General features: G+C 35.3%; 14 protein-coding genes. 13 read left to right on the forward strand and 1 reads right to left on the reverse strand.

The genetic code is table 11. The features are described from left to right. The first annotated feature begins 13 nt into the window (after positions 1–13). The 4 genes from CGC52_RS09500 to rodA all read left to right on the forward strand — a co-directional run bounded on the left by CGC52_RS09500 (position 14) and on the right by rodA (position 2,574). On the forward strand, positions 14–340 hold the full coding sequence (locus tag CGC52_RS09500) for a YtxH domain-containing protein (RefSeq protein WP_095894216.1): 327 nt from the start codon (positions 14–16) through the stop codon (positions 338–340). Positions 341–349: 9 nt separating this feature from the next. Further along, positions 350–715 carry a hypothetical protein gene (locus CGC52_RS09505; protein WP_212895848.1) on the forward strand — a complete coding sequence of 122 codons (366 nt, stop codon included), beginning with the start codon at positions 350–352 and terminating at the stop codon, positions 713–715. Beyond that, complete coding sequence (locus tag CGC52_RS09510) at positions 702–950, forward strand: DUF6327 family protein (protein ID WP_042010031.1); 249 nt, start codon at positions 702–704, stop codon at positions 948–950. The genes CGC52_RS09505 and CGC52_RS09510 overlap by 14 nt, the downstream gene beginning before the upstream one ends. A 334-nt stretch (positions 951–1,284) precedes the next feature. After that, positions 1,285–2,574, forward strand: a complete 1,290-nt coding sequence (gene rodA / locus CGC52_RS09515) for a rod shape-determining protein RodA (protein WP_095894217.1) — start codon at positions 1,285–1,287, stop codon at positions 2,572–2,574. A 100-nt stretch (positions 2,575–2,674) separates the two neighbouring features. On the opposite strand, the gene rlmD is transcribed toward rodA, so the two are convergent. Continuing rightward, entirely contained in the window at positions 2,675–4,087 is a 1,413-nt protein-coding gene (gene rlmD, locus CGC52_RS09520) for a 23S rRNA (uracil(1939)-C(5))-methyltransferase RlmD (protein ID WP_095894218.1), read from the reverse strand. A 319-nt stretch (positions 4,088–4,406) separates the two neighbouring features. Here rlmD and lpxK point away from each other — a divergent pair, with 319 nt between their 5' ends. From lpxK to CGC52_RS09565, 9 genes are all read left to right on the forward strand, one after another. Then, on the forward strand, positions 4,407–5,417 hold the full coding sequence (gene lpxK, locus CGC52_RS09525) for a tetraacyldisaccharide 4'-kinase (protein WP_042343187.1): 1,011 nt from the start codon (positions 4,407–4,409) through the stop codon (positions 5,415–5,417). 285 nt (positions 5,418–5,702) lie between these two features. After that, positions 5,703–6,017 (forward strand): YbaB/EbfC family nucleoid-associated protein, encoded by a 315-nt coding sequence (locus CGC52_RS09530; RefSeq protein ID WP_095894219.1) that lies wholly within the window; start codon positions 5,703–5,705, stop codon positions 6,015–6,017. 35 nt (positions 6,018–6,052) lie between these two features. Beyond that, entirely contained in the window at positions 6,053–7,462 is a 1,410-nt protein-coding gene (locus CGC52_RS09535; RefSeq protein ID WP_232745179.1) for a DUF389 domain-containing protein, read from the forward strand. 26 nt (positions 7,463–7,488) lie between these two features. Continuing rightward, positions 7,489–8,256, forward strand: coding sequence for a ParA family protein (locus CGC52_RS09540; RefSeq protein WP_042010018.1), 768 nt, complete (start codon positions 7,489–7,491; stop codon positions 8,254–8,256). 9 nt (positions 8,257–8,265) lie between these two features. Beyond that, a complete protein-coding gene (locus CGC52_RS09545; RefSeq protein WP_095894221.1) occupies positions 8,266–9,210 on the forward strand; it encodes a ParB/RepB/Spo0J family partition protein in 945 nt (314 codons plus the stop codon). Beyond that, entirely contained in the window at positions 9,207–9,806 is a 600-nt protein-coding gene (locus CGC52_RS09550) for a DUF5683 domain-containing protein (protein ID WP_042010013.1), read from the forward strand. Before CGC52_RS09545 ends, CGC52_RS09550 begins: the two co-directional genes overlap by 4 nt. Before the next feature lie 99 nt (positions 9,807–9,905). Next, positions 9,906–11,546 carry an OstA-like protein gene (locus CGC52_RS09555; protein ID WP_095894222.1) on the forward strand — a complete coding sequence of 547 codons (1,641 nt, stop codon included), beginning with the start codon at positions 9,906–9,908 and terminating at the stop codon, positions 11,544–11,546. Between the two features lie 115 nt (positions 11,547–11,661). Continuing rightward, a complete protein-coding gene (locus tag CGC52_RS09560) occupies positions 11,662–14,604 on the forward strand; it encodes a two-component regulator propeller domain-containing protein (RefSeq protein WP_111966942.1) in 2,943 nt (980 codons plus the stop codon). Next, entirely contained in the window at positions 14,591–15,481 is an 891-nt protein-coding gene (locus CGC52_RS09565; protein WP_095894058.1) for an IS1595 family transposase, read from the forward strand. Before CGC52_RS09560 ends, CGC52_RS09565 begins: the two co-directional genes overlap by 14 nt. Positions 15,482–15,565 lie beyond the last annotated feature (84 nt).

Here is a 15,565-nt window from a genome sequence, read left to right on the forward strand (position 1 = left end):
AAATTAAATTATTATGGCAAAAACAGGAAACGTATTATTAGCATTAGTTACAGGAGTAGCTATTGGAGCAGGAGTGGGAATTCTTTTTGCACCTGACAAAGGGAAAAATACTCGTAAAAAAATCAAAGATTCAGTAGATGAGACAACACACAAGTTGAAGGAAAAAATTGATCATTTAACGCAGGAGGTGAAGTTAAAAACAACTGAAATCAAAGGTTCTTTGGAGGAAAATATGGACAGAGTCTTGTCCAAATCGAGTTACAAAGCTGAAGATGTGATTACTTTTTTAGAAAAAAAATTAGCAGCTTTGAAAGAGGCAAACGCTAAGTTGCAAAAATAAAATATGTTGATGAATAACATAAAAGAGGCTTTTAAAGAACTCCCCGATAGAGGAAATGAAGCGTTAGAAACAAATGTTTCTTACTATAAACTATTTGTTTTCAGGTTTATAGCGAAGACTTCTTATGGGCTATTATCCATTTTGGTATTGGGCATGATAAGCCTATTGGTATTGTTTTCACTCTCTTTCGCGTTTGCCTACGCCATAGGAATTTGGATTGGCAACATTGCCTTAGGATTTGTTGTTATGGCACTTTTTTATTGTTTAGTAATGTGTATAGCCTATCTTTTCAGAAAGAAAATGATTGAAAGACCTTTATTGAAGACTCTTTCAGAGGTGTATTTTAAAGCGGGAGAAGAGGATGAGGAGAAATAGAATTTATCAATCTTTTGAGGAAATTGAAAGTGATTTAAAAATCTTGAGACTCAAAAAAGAAATTGACTGGTTGCAGTTGAAGAACAGTACTTCAAATTTTACGGATAGCTTAGCTCCTAAGAATTTGATGGCTAGTGCTTTTTCAAACGTAGGAGGGAGCTTTTTCAAACCAAAAAGTCGTTGGTTTGGTCTTATTCTGAACTATGCTTTGTACTATTTTTTCAAAAAAAAGTAATTATATAAAGAGTTAAAAATTTGAGGTTTCAATTACATTCCTTTCGGATATGTAGTCGGAACCTCATCGTTATAAAGGTAATTTTAGAAAATATTGTTCATATTTCAATCAAAGTCATATTCTTCTATTTTTTTGCGCAAACTGTATCGTGGTATTCATATGGAATTCAAATAAAAGGTAACGATGAAAATACTAAGTGAATTTATGTTTTTCAATTATATAGCGGATTACTTTGTGTAAAAATAGGATAAAACCAGACACAGATTCAATGTATGTCCGATAAAAACGCAAATCTATTATTTAGAAAAACAAAACAACTTTCAAATTAGATTTTATGAAACAAAGCCTTATAAAAAATTTAGATTGGTTATCCGTTTTTTGTTATATATTATTGGTTAGTATTGGTTGGATAGCCATTTTTTCAACTACTTATAATGAGGCTGAGGTAACTTCTATTTTTGACCTTGATCAATTCTACGGAAAACAAACGCTTTTTATTGGGCTTGGACTATTGCTTATTGTTTTTATTCTGGCAATAGATTCAAAATTTTACGAAAATTTTTCTTTTGTATTTTATCTTATTTCATTAGCTTTATTAGCGGGACTATTTGTTTTAGGAAAGAAAACCAACGGAGCTTTATCGTGGTATGCTATTGGGTCTATCACTGTGCAGCCCAGTGAGTTTGCTAAAGTAGCCACAGCATTGTTTTTCTCAAAGTTTTTGAGTGATATTCATACTAACATACAGAATTTTAAAGATCTTTTTAAGGCAATACTTATTCTGGCATTACCCGCTATTTTAATTCTTCTGCAACCTGATGTAGGGAGTTTACTGGTTTTTTTTTCCTTAACATTTGTGCTGTTCCGTGAAGGTATGCACGTTGCTTTGTTGTTCTACATGGTGTTGGTAGCCATAGTTTTTATTATAACTTTGAAATTTGGTGTGCTTTTCGCTGTAATCATCTGCTTATTAATGATTGGTTTCTACGGATTTTGGTATAAAAGAAGAACCAATAGAATTCCTTTTCAGAATATATTTATCCTTTTGTCGGTTTGTTTGCTCACATCGTTTTCCACATCGATTGTATTTGATTCGGTTTTGAAACAGCACCACCGAAACAGGTTGAGTTTATGGTTACGTATGGAGCAAGACCCTCAGAAAATCAGTGAGATGCGTCGTGACTTTGGCTATAATACCTACATGTCCGAATCGGCAATTACTTCAGGAGGAATCTTTGGAAAAGGATTTTTAGAAGGTACTCGTACTAAGGGGAGTTTTGTGCCAGAGCAACATACGGATTATATTTTTACCACTTTGGGCGAGGAATGGGGACTGGTAGGTACGCTCACAGTGATTGTGATTTTTACTTTTTTGCTTCTTCGTTTGATTTTTTTAGCGGAACGACAACGCTCCAAATTTAGCCGAATTTATGGTTATTGTGTGGCATCAATTTTGTTCATGCATTACTGTATAAATATAGGTATGGTGATTGGATTGATACCTACCATAGGCATTCCATTACCTTTTTTCAGCTATGGAGGTTCAGGGCTATGGGCATTTACTATTCTTTTGTTTATATTTCTACGCTTGGATGCTAATCGGGTTAATGATTGGATTAAATAATCGAAAACTTTTGTGCAAGGTAAAATAGACTGAATTTTCTTATTTTATTTTTTTTCATAAAGGTTTAATTACGAATCTCCAAAAGTATGTGAATTATAAACTATATTCTTTTTTCCAATAGAACCACATTTTCAACATGATGCGTTTGAGGGAACATATCCACTGCTTGTACTTTAGTTACTTTGTACATTGCATCCATTAGAGCTAAATCACGAGCTTGGGTTGCACTATTGCAACTTACATACACCACTTTTGGAGGTGCAATGCTTAAAATTTGAGTAACAACATCTTTGTGCATTCCATCACGTGGTGGATCGGTGATAATAACATCGGGTGTGCCATTTTCCTCTATAAATGCTTCGTTAAAAACATTTTTCATATCTCCCACAAAAAATGAAACATTGCTGATATTGTTGTTTTTAGCATTATCTTTAGCGTCGGCAATCGCTTCTGGAACAGCTTCAACACCAATCACTTTTTTTGCTTTTTGGGCAACAAACAAAGCAATGGTTCCCGTACCAGTGTACAAATCATACACCAATTCATTACCTTTCAATTCCGCAAAATCACGTGCTACTTTGTAGAGGTTATATGCCTGTTTCGAATTGGTCTGATAAAACGATTTAGCATTGATTTTGAATCGCAATCCTTCCATTTCTTCGTAGATGCAATCACGACCTTTATAGCATATCACCTCTTGGTCATAAATTGAATCGTTTTGCTTTCCGTTAATGATATACTGCAAGGAGGTGATTTGTGGGAAACTTTCAATTATGAAGTCTAACAATTGCTCTCGCATTTTCCTGTTTTCTTCGAAAAACTGAATAACGAGCATAATTTCCCCAATCGAAGTAATGCGAATCATCATTGAACGCAGAAAACCTGTTTGCTGACGAGGGCTGTAAAAAGGCATCTCGTTTTCAATAGCAAACTGTTTTATTTTTAGTCTGATTTCATTGGAAGGGTCTTCTTGCAGGTAACATGTGTCAATATCCAAAATTTTGTCCCATGCACCTGAGATATGAAATCCTAATCCGTTGCGATTGTCAATCGTTTCCACTTTTTTGATTTCTTCAGGGGTCAGCCAACGAGTGTCAGAAAAAGAGAATTCCATTTTATTACGGTAAAAATACGGATTTTCAACCCCTAAAATAGGTTGCATTTCAGGAATTTCAATGCGTCCTAAACGTTTCAGATTGTTTTCTACCTCCTTTTGTTTGTAGAATAGTTGATGTTGATAGCTCATATTCTGCCATTTGCATCCACCACAATAACCAAAATGCGAACAGACCGGCTCAGTGCGTTTGTCCGATTTTTTATGAAACTTGATAACAAATCCCTCAAAATAAGCAGTTCTTTTCTTGGTGGTTTGTACATCAACAACATCTCCAGGAATAGCATCCGACAAGAATATAACGCGTCCATCAGGAGCTTTTGCAACGCTTTTTCCTTTAGCCCCTGCATCAATTACTTCAACGTTTTCGAATATGATATTTTTGTTTTTTCGACTCATAAGGAGGCAAAGGTACGGAATAAATTGAAATGGGCAAACAGGACATTAGTCGGGTGGCAATTTTCAGAATAATTGTTTAATGATATGTTTCATTACCAATAACTTGTTGGATTCAAATACTGTATTAGTTCTTTTATTACAAGTTTTTGTTTTTTTATTATCTGTAAATTGCTCAGTTATTAAAGCTATGAACCTTATCTTAAAAAGGATTTGTAACTGTTCTACGAGAAAAAAACGGACAATCATTTTTTTTCAATTCCTAATAATTTCTAAGAATTGCGTACTTTTGTGCTTTCCAAGTTTATTTTGATATTAAAAAATGATACAGTTATTGCGGTATATGCTTTTTCCGTTTGCAGTGTTGTACGGCATCGTTGTGCGGGTACGCCATCTGGCATACGATAAACGTGTTCTGAAGAGTGTACAATTTGAAATACCGACCATTTGTGTTGGAAATGTCAGTGTTGGAGGTACAGGAAAAACGCCTATGGTTGAATATTTAATCCGCAATCTACAGGAAAACTATAAGATAGGAGTAGTTAGTAGAGGTTACAAGAGAAAAACAAAGGGATTAGTCATGGCTGATACTACTTCTACCGTGTACGATTTAGGGGATGAGCCATTTCAATTTTGGAAAAAATATCCTAAAATTAGTTTGGTGGTAAATGCAGACAGAGCTTCAGGCATATCCCATCTGTTGGCTTTACCACAGCCTCCCGAAGTAATCCTGCTTGATGATGCTTTTCAACATCGCAAAGTAGAAGCGAAAATCAATGTGGTTTTGACGGCCTATGGAAATTTATTTACCGATGATTGGCTTTTACCTACTGGAAACTTGCGAGATGTTGTTTCACGAGTACAACAGGCGGACGTCATTGTAGTTACTAAATGCTCACCCCATATCAGTCAGCAGGAGCGAAAAAAAATTGCTACGCAGATACGCCAGAAAGAACATCAATCCGTGGTTTTTGCAACCATTGCTTATGGAGAAAAAGTGATTTCAGCTAATCAATCTGTTTATTTAGAAGAATTTATTAAATTACCTTTTCTCTTGGTAACGGGCATTGCAAATCCCATTCCTCTTCTCAATTTTTTGAATAAATGTGGAGCAACTTTTGAGCATTTGAATTTTGCTGATCATCATCATTTTTCAGAAACCGAAATCGAAAAACTCAAACAATCCCCTCGTGTACTTACCACAGAAAAGGATTATGTACGTTTAGAAAGTCGCTTGTCGGATATTTTTTATCTCCCCATCGAAACTGTCTTCATTGATAAAACCGAAGAAGCTACCTTTTGGAAAATCTTAGATTTACAGAGGAAATCCTAAAAAAAATAGATATCAACCTTTACGTTAATTTTCTTCAAAGGAAGGTCTATTACATAGTAGGTCGTACTTTGTTGATTAATAATTGATTTTGACTTGTTCAGGACTTCAAAAACTTACTTAACCTACATATAATTATCAATTTAGCTATTAAAAATAACGTACAATATACTTCCGAAAAGAAAAATAGAACTTAACTTTAGCGGTGGCTTTTTTAACAAATCTCTAAACTTGCTACTTCAAAAAAAATTCTTACTTTTGTCCACATAAAAAATAATAATAAGAACTATGTTTGGAGACCTTATGGGGATGATGGGCAAACTTAAAGAAACCCAGCAAAAAGTAGAAGAAACAAAACAACGATTAAATCACGTACTGATTGACGAGACCTCGTCCGACGGAAGTATTAAAGTGACGATTACCGCTAACAGGGAGATTAAATCGTTGGAAATTAGCGATAGTCTTTTAGAGGACAGAGAGCAATTGGAGGATTATTTGGTACTTACGCTGAACAAAGCCATTGAAAAAGCTACCCAAATTAACGAAACCGAGTTGGCAGCTGTTGCAAAGCAAGGATTGCCAAACATACCAGGGTTGTTTTAAAAACAGAAAAGTTTCATACATCTAAATTTTAAATGATGGAAAATAACCAAAATAACGAACATACGCTTAAAGAGAGTCCAAAAAGTATTTTTGTTCAGATAAAAGATTTTTTGGCAGATTTGATGAATATTCACGAGCAGACTGATAAAGAGGCTACTATAGAAAGTATTAAGGCCGATATTTCGCTGAAAGGACATACTTCGTGGATTTTGATTTGTGCCATTATTATTGCGTCGTTAGGATTAAATGCAAATTCAACGGCGGTTATCATCGGTGCGATGCTTATTTCCCCATTGATGGGACCTATCTTGGGGATGGCATTAGCGTTGGCTATGAACGATGTCGACTTATTGAAAAGAGCTTTGAAAAACTTTGGAGTGATGGTAGTTTTGAGTGTGGTTTCTGCTTTTACATTCTTCTACATTTTTCCATTAAGCAATACCTCGTCTGAACTTTTAGCACGTACTGCACCTGACATACGCGATGTGTTGATAGCCTTCTTTGGTGGTTTGGCACTTGTGATTGCGAGAGCCAAAAAAGGAACCATGGCAAGCGTTATTTTTGGGGTTGCCATTGCTACAGCCTTGATGCCACCGCTTTGTACGGTAGGTTATTTTTTGTCAATCGGGGATTTTAAATTAGCTTCGGGAGCGTTGTATTTGTTCTTAATTAATACGTTTTTTATTGCTTTGGCTACATTTTTGATACTTCGTATTATCAAAATTCCAATGGTAGTCTATGCCAATTCATCCAAAAGAAAACGTATTTCGCAGATGGCGTATTTTGTTTCCACATTGATGATGATTCCTGCAGGATATACGTTTTATGGAGTATGGAAAGAATCAAAATTTGAGATAGATGCCAATCGTTTCATCAAAAATAGCATAGAAGTCTACGATTTTGGTGAAAAAGGCTATTTTCTTAAAGATTTCTCAAAGGCAAATTATAATGATGGAAATCCGTATATTGAGTTAGTTTTTTTTGGAGATGTAAGCATATCACCTGAGGTCAGAGTTCTTTGGGAGAATCAAAAGAACAGTTATAGCTATCTACAAAACACGCAGTTACGAATTTTGAGTGATAGTGAAAATAAAGATCAAAGTGGTTACATAGCAGAACTTTACAATACCAATAAAGAACAACTTGCTTCAAGTCAAGGAGAAATAAAACTATTGCAAAGCAAATTAGAGTCTTTAAACAAATATATGCGTGAAGCCTCGAAATTTGATCAAATTAGTAAGGAGATTGCTGCTAAAAGTGATTTGATAGCTTCAGTTTCGTTTGCTAACGAATTGCGTAGTAACTTTAAAAAAACGGATACTATCCCAGTGTTTCGTTTTGAATGGGAAAAAGATGTTGATGAAAGTACGAAGAAAAAGGAGCTTGAAGCTTTAGAAAAATGGCTCAAAGTTCGTTTAAATACTCAGAAAATTGAAATTAAATAAGGTAAATATAGCATAAAAAAATAATTATGGGCAAAATAATCGCTATTGCAAACCAAAAGGGAGGCGTTGGAAAAACTACAACTTCCGTAAATTTAGCAGCTTCATTGGGCGTACTCGAGAAAAAAGTATTGTTGATTGACGCTGATCCTCAGGCGAATGCAACTTCAGGATTGGGGGTGGATGTAGAATCTGTTGAACACGGAACCTATGAATTATTAGAGCATACGATTCCTGCTAAAGATATGATCATCAAAACTGAATCACCGAATTTGGATTTGATTGCTGCTCACATTGATTTAGTGGCGATTGAAATTGAGTTGGTCGACAAAGAGCAACGTGAGTATATGCTCAAAAAAGCGTTAGAGCCTATCAGAGACCAGTACGATTATATTTTGATAGACTGTGCACCCTCATTAGGATTGATTACCCTAAATGCGCTAACGGCAGCAAATTCCGTAATAGTTCCTATTCAGTGTGAGTATTTCGCTTTGGAAGGACTAGGAAAACTGTTGAACACCATCAAAAGTGTTCAAAAAGTATTCAATCCAAGTTTGGACATTGAAGGCTTGTTGTTAACTATGTATGATGCACGTTTACGTTTGTCAAATCAAGTAGTGGAAGAAGTTCAGAAGCACTTTAGCGATATGGTTTTCAAAACGATTATTCAACGTAACGTTCGTTTGAGTGAGGCACCAAGTTTCGGAGAAACTATTATCAACTATGACGCAGGAAGTAAAGGAGCTACCAACCATTTGAATTTAGCACAAGAAATCATCGAAAAAAATAAAGCATAGACAACGTTAATGGCAAAAGCATTTAAAAAACAAGCGTTAGGGAGAGGAGTTTCTGCTATTTTCGGCAATAGTCCTGAAAATGACATTAATTCAATCGCTGATAAGAACGCTGAGAAAGTGGTGGGGAACATCATTGAGTTGGAGTTAGATAGTATTGAGGTAAATCCGTTTCAACCACGTACATCTTTCAATGAGGAAGAATTGCAAGGACTAGCTTCTTCTATTGAGGAGTTGGGTGTTATTCAGCCTATTACAGTACGTAAGATTGGCGTAAATAAATTCCAACTTGTGTCGGGAGAGCGTCGTTTCAGAGCATCAAAGTTAGCAGGGTTGCAAACCATTCCAGCTTATGTTCGTATTGCTGACGACAATGAATCTCTTACCATGGCACTGGTCGAAAACATACAGCGTCAGGATTTGGATCCTATCGAGATAGCATTGTCTTATCAACGTTTGATTGAAGAAATCAACCTAACGCAAGACCAAATGAGTAAACGAGTAGGGAAAAAACGCTCGACAATTACTAACTATCTAAGATTGTTGAAGTTAGCTCCTATCATTCAAACAGGTATTCGCGATGGGTTTATTTCAATGGGACATGGAAGAGCCATTATTACCATTGAAAATCCTGAAGTCCAAGCTGAGATATATCAACGCATTATCTCTGATAATTTATCAGTTCGAGAAACAGAGGATTTGGTACGTAAATTGCAAAATCCGGAAATAAATACCACAGAAAATAACATCGTTGGAATAGAAATACCTAAACCTCAGATAGAAAACAACAAAGGAACTACTCCTAGTTATGTGCTTGAAAGTATGGATACGTTCGATCGCTTCTTTGGTACAAAAGTAAGCGTAAAAGTAGCCAAAAACGGTAAAGGAACGTTGATCATTCCATTCAGTTCGGAAGAAGATTTCAGACGAATTCAACGGTTATTAAATAGGGAATGAATAGATTTTTTTTGATACTATTATTTTTGGGAGGATATGTAGCCAAGGCCCAGCAAACCAATTTATCTGATACACTGAAAATTAGTACTGTCGAGGATAAAAAGGAAGTGAGGCAGGTTACGTGGAATACGGATCCTCTTTCACCAGCAAGAGCAGCTTTTTATGCTGCCATACTTCCTGGATTAGGACAAGCCTACAATAAAAGTTACTGGAAAATGCCGATAGTCTATGTGGCTATCGGCACACCTATTTATTTTTATATCGCTAACACACGCGAATTTAACCGCTATCAAGCTGCCTACAAACGACGTGCCGCGGGGTTTACGGATGATGAATTTTATGGTAATCGTCCCGATGGACAGCCAAGATTGAGTACTGATGGACTGCGGAGAGCTCAACAGTTTTATCGTCGAAATCAAGAACTTTCCTTGTTGATAACCATTGGGTTATATGCACTGAATATTGTCGATGCTAATGTGGATGCACATCTAAAACAGTTCAATGTTGATGAGAAATTGAGCTTTGAACCGTTTATAGAGATCAATGAATTTACTGCACAGCCTCAATTTGGTCTGTCGGTGCAGGTCAGATTTTAATAAAATATTTTTTAGTTCTTCTGTGGAAGTACAATAACCAAATCTACGTTAGGAAAAGTTGTCGGGGGGTGACCGACTCAAAGAAAATATTATTTGCAAATGATAAAGTATATCTGTTTAATAGTCAGTTTTTTAGTAACAACTTTCAGTCTTTTTGCTCAACAAGAAGAAGGAAAAAAAAGGCGTATTGAGATTGTTTATGGAGGGGAGTTCACCATTGACCATGTGAAATATCCAGGAGCTACAATCTTTAAATCCGACGGTAAGCGAGTGCAATTTCATCATCAAGGGTTGGATGTTTGGTGTGATTTGGCAGTGCTTTATGAAGCTCGAAATGAGGTTATTGCTTATGGAGATGTACTTTTGCAACAAGGTGATACTTTACAAATGAACAGCAAATATATTTCTTACAACGGAAACCTAAAAACTGCAGTTGCTAAGGAAGAGGTGGTGCTGAAAAATGAAACAATGACTTTAGAAACTGAAGAGCTATTCCTCGACAGGAATACTCAAGTGGCTTACTACAACAACTTTGGTAAAATTACTGACATTGAAAACGAGCTAACGAGCAAGGTTGGTAAATATTTCATAGAAACTAAAAAAAATCAGTTTACTAATGCTGTGAAGATTGTAAATAAGGATTTTACGGTAGATTCTCAGGTCTTGGACTATTTTCATAACACGGGAAATGCGTACTTTTACGGAGCTACCACTATTGTAGGAAAGGATTATAAAACATATAGCGAAAAAGGGTTTTATGACACTCGCCGTGAGGAGGGGTACTTCAAGCAGAATGCTAAAATTGATTATGACCTAAAAACAATCAAAGGAGATAGTCTTTATTTCGATAAAAAACGACAATTTGCTTCCGCAACTAACAACATAATTATTTTGGATAGCCTTAATAAAACCACAGTTAAGGGACATTATGGGGAGGTTCATAAGGCAAAAGATTCTATGTTTATTACTAAAAAACCATTGATAATCACTTTGGTAGAAAGGGATTCGATGTATATGCATGGAAAAAAGATACTGGTTACAGGCAAGGAAGGTAAGCGAAACATACGGGTATTTCACGACGCACGAATCTACAAAACTGACCTACAAGCCAAATGTGATTCCATTCATTCGAATGAAGAAAACGGGCTTACACAGCTCATTGGAAATCCAGTAGCTTGGACAGGAGAAAGTCAAATAACAGGAGAGAACATACATCTGATTGCTGATAAAAGAACTCAACAAATGGACTCCCTCAAGGTATTTAACAATGCCTTGGTAGTAGAAAAAGATAGTTTAGGTGATGGATATAACCAAGTGAAAGGTAGGGTTTTATATGGGAAATTTAAAAAAAATAGATTAAAACAAATTGACTTCATTCAAAATACGGAATCTATTCAGTACGTCTACACCGAAAAAAATGAATTGGTCGGTATCAATAAACTTACCTGTAGTCACATAAAATTGAGATTGGATGAAAATCAACAGATTGCACAAGTGGTATTTATCACACAACCTATCGGAAATTTGTACCCTGAAGAAAAATTATCCAAAGAAGAACGACTTTTTAAAGAATTCATTTGGCGAGGTAAAGAACGCATCAGCCATCAGAATGAAATTTTTAGTGAAGAGGCACAGAAAATAGCTCCTAAACCCATTGAAGCATTTAAAACTCCTGAAGAAAACGATGTCGAGGAAATTAAAAAAACTAAAGAACGAAACGAATCAAATCCGATTGATTGAGTTTTTTCATTCAGCATCACGGAGTTTATCCCTACATAATTCTTAATACCCCTACTTTTGTGATTTTGTATACTTCCATCTAAAAAAGGAAGATGTCGTACTAAAAATTGTTTAAATGAAAACCTTTATTAAAATATGCGCTTTGCTCGTTGGGATGTGTTATATCCATGGACAAGAATTGCCTATATGTGAGTCTAATACTTTCATTTACAATAAATATAACTTTGGTGATGATTTCATTAATGCTATTAGACCTATACATATAAACTCAGAAGGAAGCGTATATTTAGCCCCTTATGGCAAGAAATTGAAGCGATTGGAAAGTAATACAGTTAGTACAATCAGTGATAAGTTCGATGGAAACTACGAATATTCAGGTATAATCGAAAAAGATGGTGTGACCTATTTTTTCTTTGAAAAATCAATTTACAGCCAACGTGGTGAAAAAATTGAGCGACTTCCTTTTGATGTTGAAGAGGATTTTCTTATTAGCCACGTAGTCGAGCATGAAAAACATATCTATTTCACTGTCATTCATATAACTCAACGAAATAAAATAAGGTTGTACGTTTATGATATTGAAAATAAACAGTTTAAAAATATAAAAACCGAATTTAATAACCTAAATCGTTTAATATCTAATGATAAAACCATTTATTTTATAGTTTCTGAGGAAGGGAAAACGTTTATTTATGATGTTATTGACAATTTTAAATTGGTAAAAACTTACCCATTTATTACTTCGGCGATAGGTTATATTATTTCACCTGATGATTTTTATTTTGAAAATTCTAATACTATTTTGTATCACTACAAAGATGGGGTTTCAACTCCTGTTTTTGAAGGAATTATGTCCGACCATTATTTAAAAAATAAGTTTTATGGAGAGCAAAAGAAAGAGGCATATCGCATTTATGATTTGTCACAAACTCCACCACAGCTTATGGCTGTCAGCTCGGATATAAAGTTGCGTTATCTGAACTCTTATTCACCTGAAAGTCACAGTTTCTATGTGTCGACTCCACAGCATTTGGGGAGGCTTTTTCCGTATATCAAGAAATATCCTCGTATTTTTGATGGAGACAATTCCGAATCCATTCACAGTATCACACAATCTCCAGATGGTAAGATTTGGGTCGGGTCATATGGGAATAATTTTTCTGTTATTGACGATCGTAAAATAGTACAGTCCAAACAAAGAAAACGTATTTTGCCTGGAGCTATGTCGGTCGGAAACAAAATGCTGGTCTATGTTGATGCCCCTGCACAAACGTTCCTTTACGAGAATGAAAACAAATATACTATTTTGAATGATACTGTTGGTGGATATTTCAGTTTTGTGAGTAGTAAAGGTATGTTTTTCACAGGGACTTTTAATTACGGGTTGATGTATAAACCTTTGAAAGACCTTGAAAACAAATCTGTTAAATGGAAGTTTGTAGGTAAAGATAAAGGGATGAAACTCCAATCGTGCCTCACGGTTGCCGAGGACAAATTCGGGAATATTTGGACAGGTGCTGGAGGTCAATTAGCTGTTTTTCAAGAAGATAAAAACCAAGCTATTTCGCTTTATGCTAAGGAAAAAGACATTCCATTTGGTTCTATAGCGATGCTCAAAGATACTTATGATACCTTGTGGTTTGGAACTTCTCAAGGGGAACTTTTCTACTGGAATGGAAAGCATAAAGATGATTTTAGATTTGAAAGTTTTGTACGGATTGAGCACCCTCTGTTAGTAAAAGGAAAGATGATTACTTTCATCCATCAGTGGAATGATTGGTTAGTATTGGGAGCTAAAGATAAGGTACTTTTGTTCAACATAGCTACTTGGCATAAGGATCGGAAAGTTTTAGTTCGGTATCTAAATCCAATGGAATGTAAAATAGAAAGTGTGACCGAGCAAAATACCGTATTGACCGATTTCAGAGATCAATCGCTGTGGTTTGCTACAAGCGATATGCTTTACCAATGGGATATCGAAAAATGGTTGAAATTACCTACTTTTCATGTAACCCCACGTGTGCAACTTCATGAAGGAGAATCCTCAATAGATTTAAAAACGGATGAAGCATTAAAGATTTCTCCGTCAAAAACTTCCTTCGAAATTCAAGTTACCTACCAAGGAAAGGACAATATGCCTCGGTATATGCGTTCACACTTGGTTAAGAAGGGCGAAACTCCTAAAATAGAAGATATAGCTATACAAAAAAACTATAATTTTCAGAATCTATCTCCTGGACAATATATTTTTCAAGTATTAATTTGTCAGCAAGACGGTAGCTATTCGGTGCATGAATATCCCATCACGATTACTAAATTCATCTGGCAACAGTGGTGGTTTTGGTTCTTATTGCTTTTGTTCCCAACGTTGATTGTAATTAAACAGGTTAGAATCCAACAAAGAATGGAACGTCAACAAAAGGAAATAACTCAGTTGAATATGCTTAGCCTTGGTAAACAATTTCGTCCTCATTTCATGTTGAACGTTCTCAACAGTTTAGGAGCGTCTTTGTACGACAAGCCTCACGCCGAGCGAATTATTAGCCGCATAGGCGAAAATATTAACATTATTCACTTATTTTCAAAAGAGAATCAACCTTGTATTTCATTCGCTCAAGAATGGAAATTAGCACTCAATACTATTGATATCTACAAAGAGTTGTATGTCAAAGAATTACATATTAAAATTTCTCATGTAGAAGTAGTTCCCTTGGATTATCGTCTGCCCATTGGGACGCTTCAAATGGTGGTAGAAAACGCACTTCTTCACGGTGTTCGGCATCGAAAAGTAGCTCCATTTTTATTGAATATTGATTTTACTGAAGATGATTTTTTCTACTATATCACGATTTCAGACAATGGGGTAGGGATGGAACATTCTAAAAAATTCTATGAATTTGCACGAAGAGGTACAGGTCTGAATAATATTGCTGCAATGATAGAAATTATCAATACCAAGATAGAACGAGCTTTCAGCATAAGAATTAATAAATTGAGTTCCTCATATAATTTCATATATTTGCAGTTCATAAAATCAGGTAGTTATGGAAATTTTTAACGGTCAAAATCTTTTAGAGTTCACTGAACGCTTCAAAACCGACTTAGATTGTGAAGAATATTTAGCTCATTGGAAGTGGGAAAAAGGCTTTGTTTGTCGTAAATGTGGGCATACAAAAAGCCAAATCCGCAAGGATTTTTCAAGAACTTGTAACATTTGTTCTGATACAGAAAGCCCTACGGCAGGAACACTTTTTCACAAAGTAAAATTCGGGCTTCGTAAGGCTTTTTTTATTTGTTTTGAGATGTGTGCAACCACTAAAAACCTATCAGCTTTACAAATGTCTGTTCGTTATGGAATTACCGAAAATACGGCTCGATTGTTTATGCACAAAGTTCGTGAAGCAATGAAATCCAATGAATTACATAAAATGAATGGTCAAGTTCAAGTGGACGAGTTTACTGTGGGAGGGAAAGAAGATGGCAAACAAGGTAGGAGTTACGATTCAAAGAAAAAAAAGATTGTTTGTGCCATAGAACTAACTGATGATGGGAAGGTTAAACGATTCTATGCCAATAAAATAGAAGATTATTCTGCCAAATCATTACGGACAATTTTTGATAAACATATTGATAAATCCGCCCAAGTGACCACTGATGATTGGAAAGGTTACAGACCTATTAAAGATTTCAATATCAAACAAATACCGAGTAATAAAGGGAAGAATTTTCCTATTTTACATACCATAATACACCAAGTAAAAAGTTGGTTGAGAACGATTTATTGTCGAGTTTCAGATTTCAATATGGATAGATATTTGGCTGAATTTTCATACCGAATTAACCGTTCTCAATCGAAAGATAATATATTCAATAATCTCATCAAACGAATGATTGAGAAGAAACCTGTTCATCACCGGAATTTGATATGTAGTTAAGTGTGGAACTCAATTAATAAATTTAATCCTGATGACCAGGAGTATCCTGGTACAATAGTTTCTATTCGGATGCGAAAAGATATA

It is taken from the genome of Capnocytophaga sp. H2931, from assembly GCF_002302535.1.
In the GTDB taxonomy this organism is placed as follows: domain Bacteria; phylum Bacteroidota; class Bacteroidia; order Flavobacteriales; family Flavobacteriaceae; genus Capnocytophaga; species Capnocytophaga canis.

Excerpts from the sequence above, each read along its gene's own strand:
- CGC52_RS09500 (WP_095894216.1), top strand. The coding sequence starts at position 14 with ATGGCAAAAACAGGAAACGTATTATTAGCATTAGTTACAGGAGTAGCT.
- CGC52_RS09505 (WP_212895848.1), top strand. The coding sequence starts at position 350 with ATGAATAACATAAAAGAGGCTTTTAAAGAACTCCCCGATAGAGGAAAT.
- CGC52_RS09510 (WP_042010031.1), top strand. The coding sequence starts at position 702 with ATGAGGAGAAATAGAATTTATCAATCTTTTGAGGAAATTGAAAGTGAT.
- rodA (WP_095894217.1), top strand. The coding sequence starts at position 1,285 with ATGAAACAAAGCCTTATAAAAAATTTAGATTGGTTATCCGTTTTTTGT.
- rlmD (WP_095894218.1), bottom strand. The coding sequence starts at position 4,087 with ATGAGTCGAAAAAACAAAAATATCATATTCGAAAACGTTGAAGTAATT.
- lpxK (WP_042343187.1), top strand. The coding sequence starts at position 4,407 with ATGATACAGTTATTGCGGTATATGCTTTTTCCGTTTGCAGTGTTGTAC.
- CGC52_RS09530 (WP_095894219.1), top strand. The coding sequence starts at position 5,703 with ATGTTTGGAGACCTTATGGGGATGATGGGCAAACTTAAAGAAACCCAG.
- CGC52_RS09535 (WP_232745179.1), top strand. The coding sequence starts at position 6,053 with ATGGAAAATAACCAAAATAACGAACATACGCTTAAAGAGAGTCCAAAA.
- CGC52_RS09540 (WP_042010018.1), top strand. The coding sequence starts at position 7,489 with ATGGGCAAAATAATCGCTATTGCAAACCAAAAGGGAGGCGTTGGAAAA.
- CGC52_RS09545 (WP_095894221.1), top strand. The coding sequence starts at position 8,266 with ATGGCAAAAGCATTTAAAAAACAAGCGTTAGGGAGAGGAGTTTCTGCT.
- CGC52_RS09550 (WP_042010013.1), top strand. The coding sequence starts at position 9,207 with ATGAATAGATTTTTTTTGATACTATTATTTTTGGGAGGATATGTAGCC.
- CGC52_RS09555 (WP_095894222.1), top strand. The coding sequence starts at position 9,906 with ATGATAAAGTATATCTGTTTAATAGTCAGTTTTTTAGTAACAACTTTC.
- CGC52_RS09560 (WP_111966942.1), top strand. The coding sequence starts at position 11,662 with ATGAAAACCTTTATTAAAATATGCGCTTTGCTCGTTGGGATGTGTTAT.
- CGC52_RS09565 (WP_095894058.1), top strand. The coding sequence starts at position 14,591 with ATGGAAATTTTTAACGGTCAAAATCTTTTAGAGTTCACTGAACGCTTC.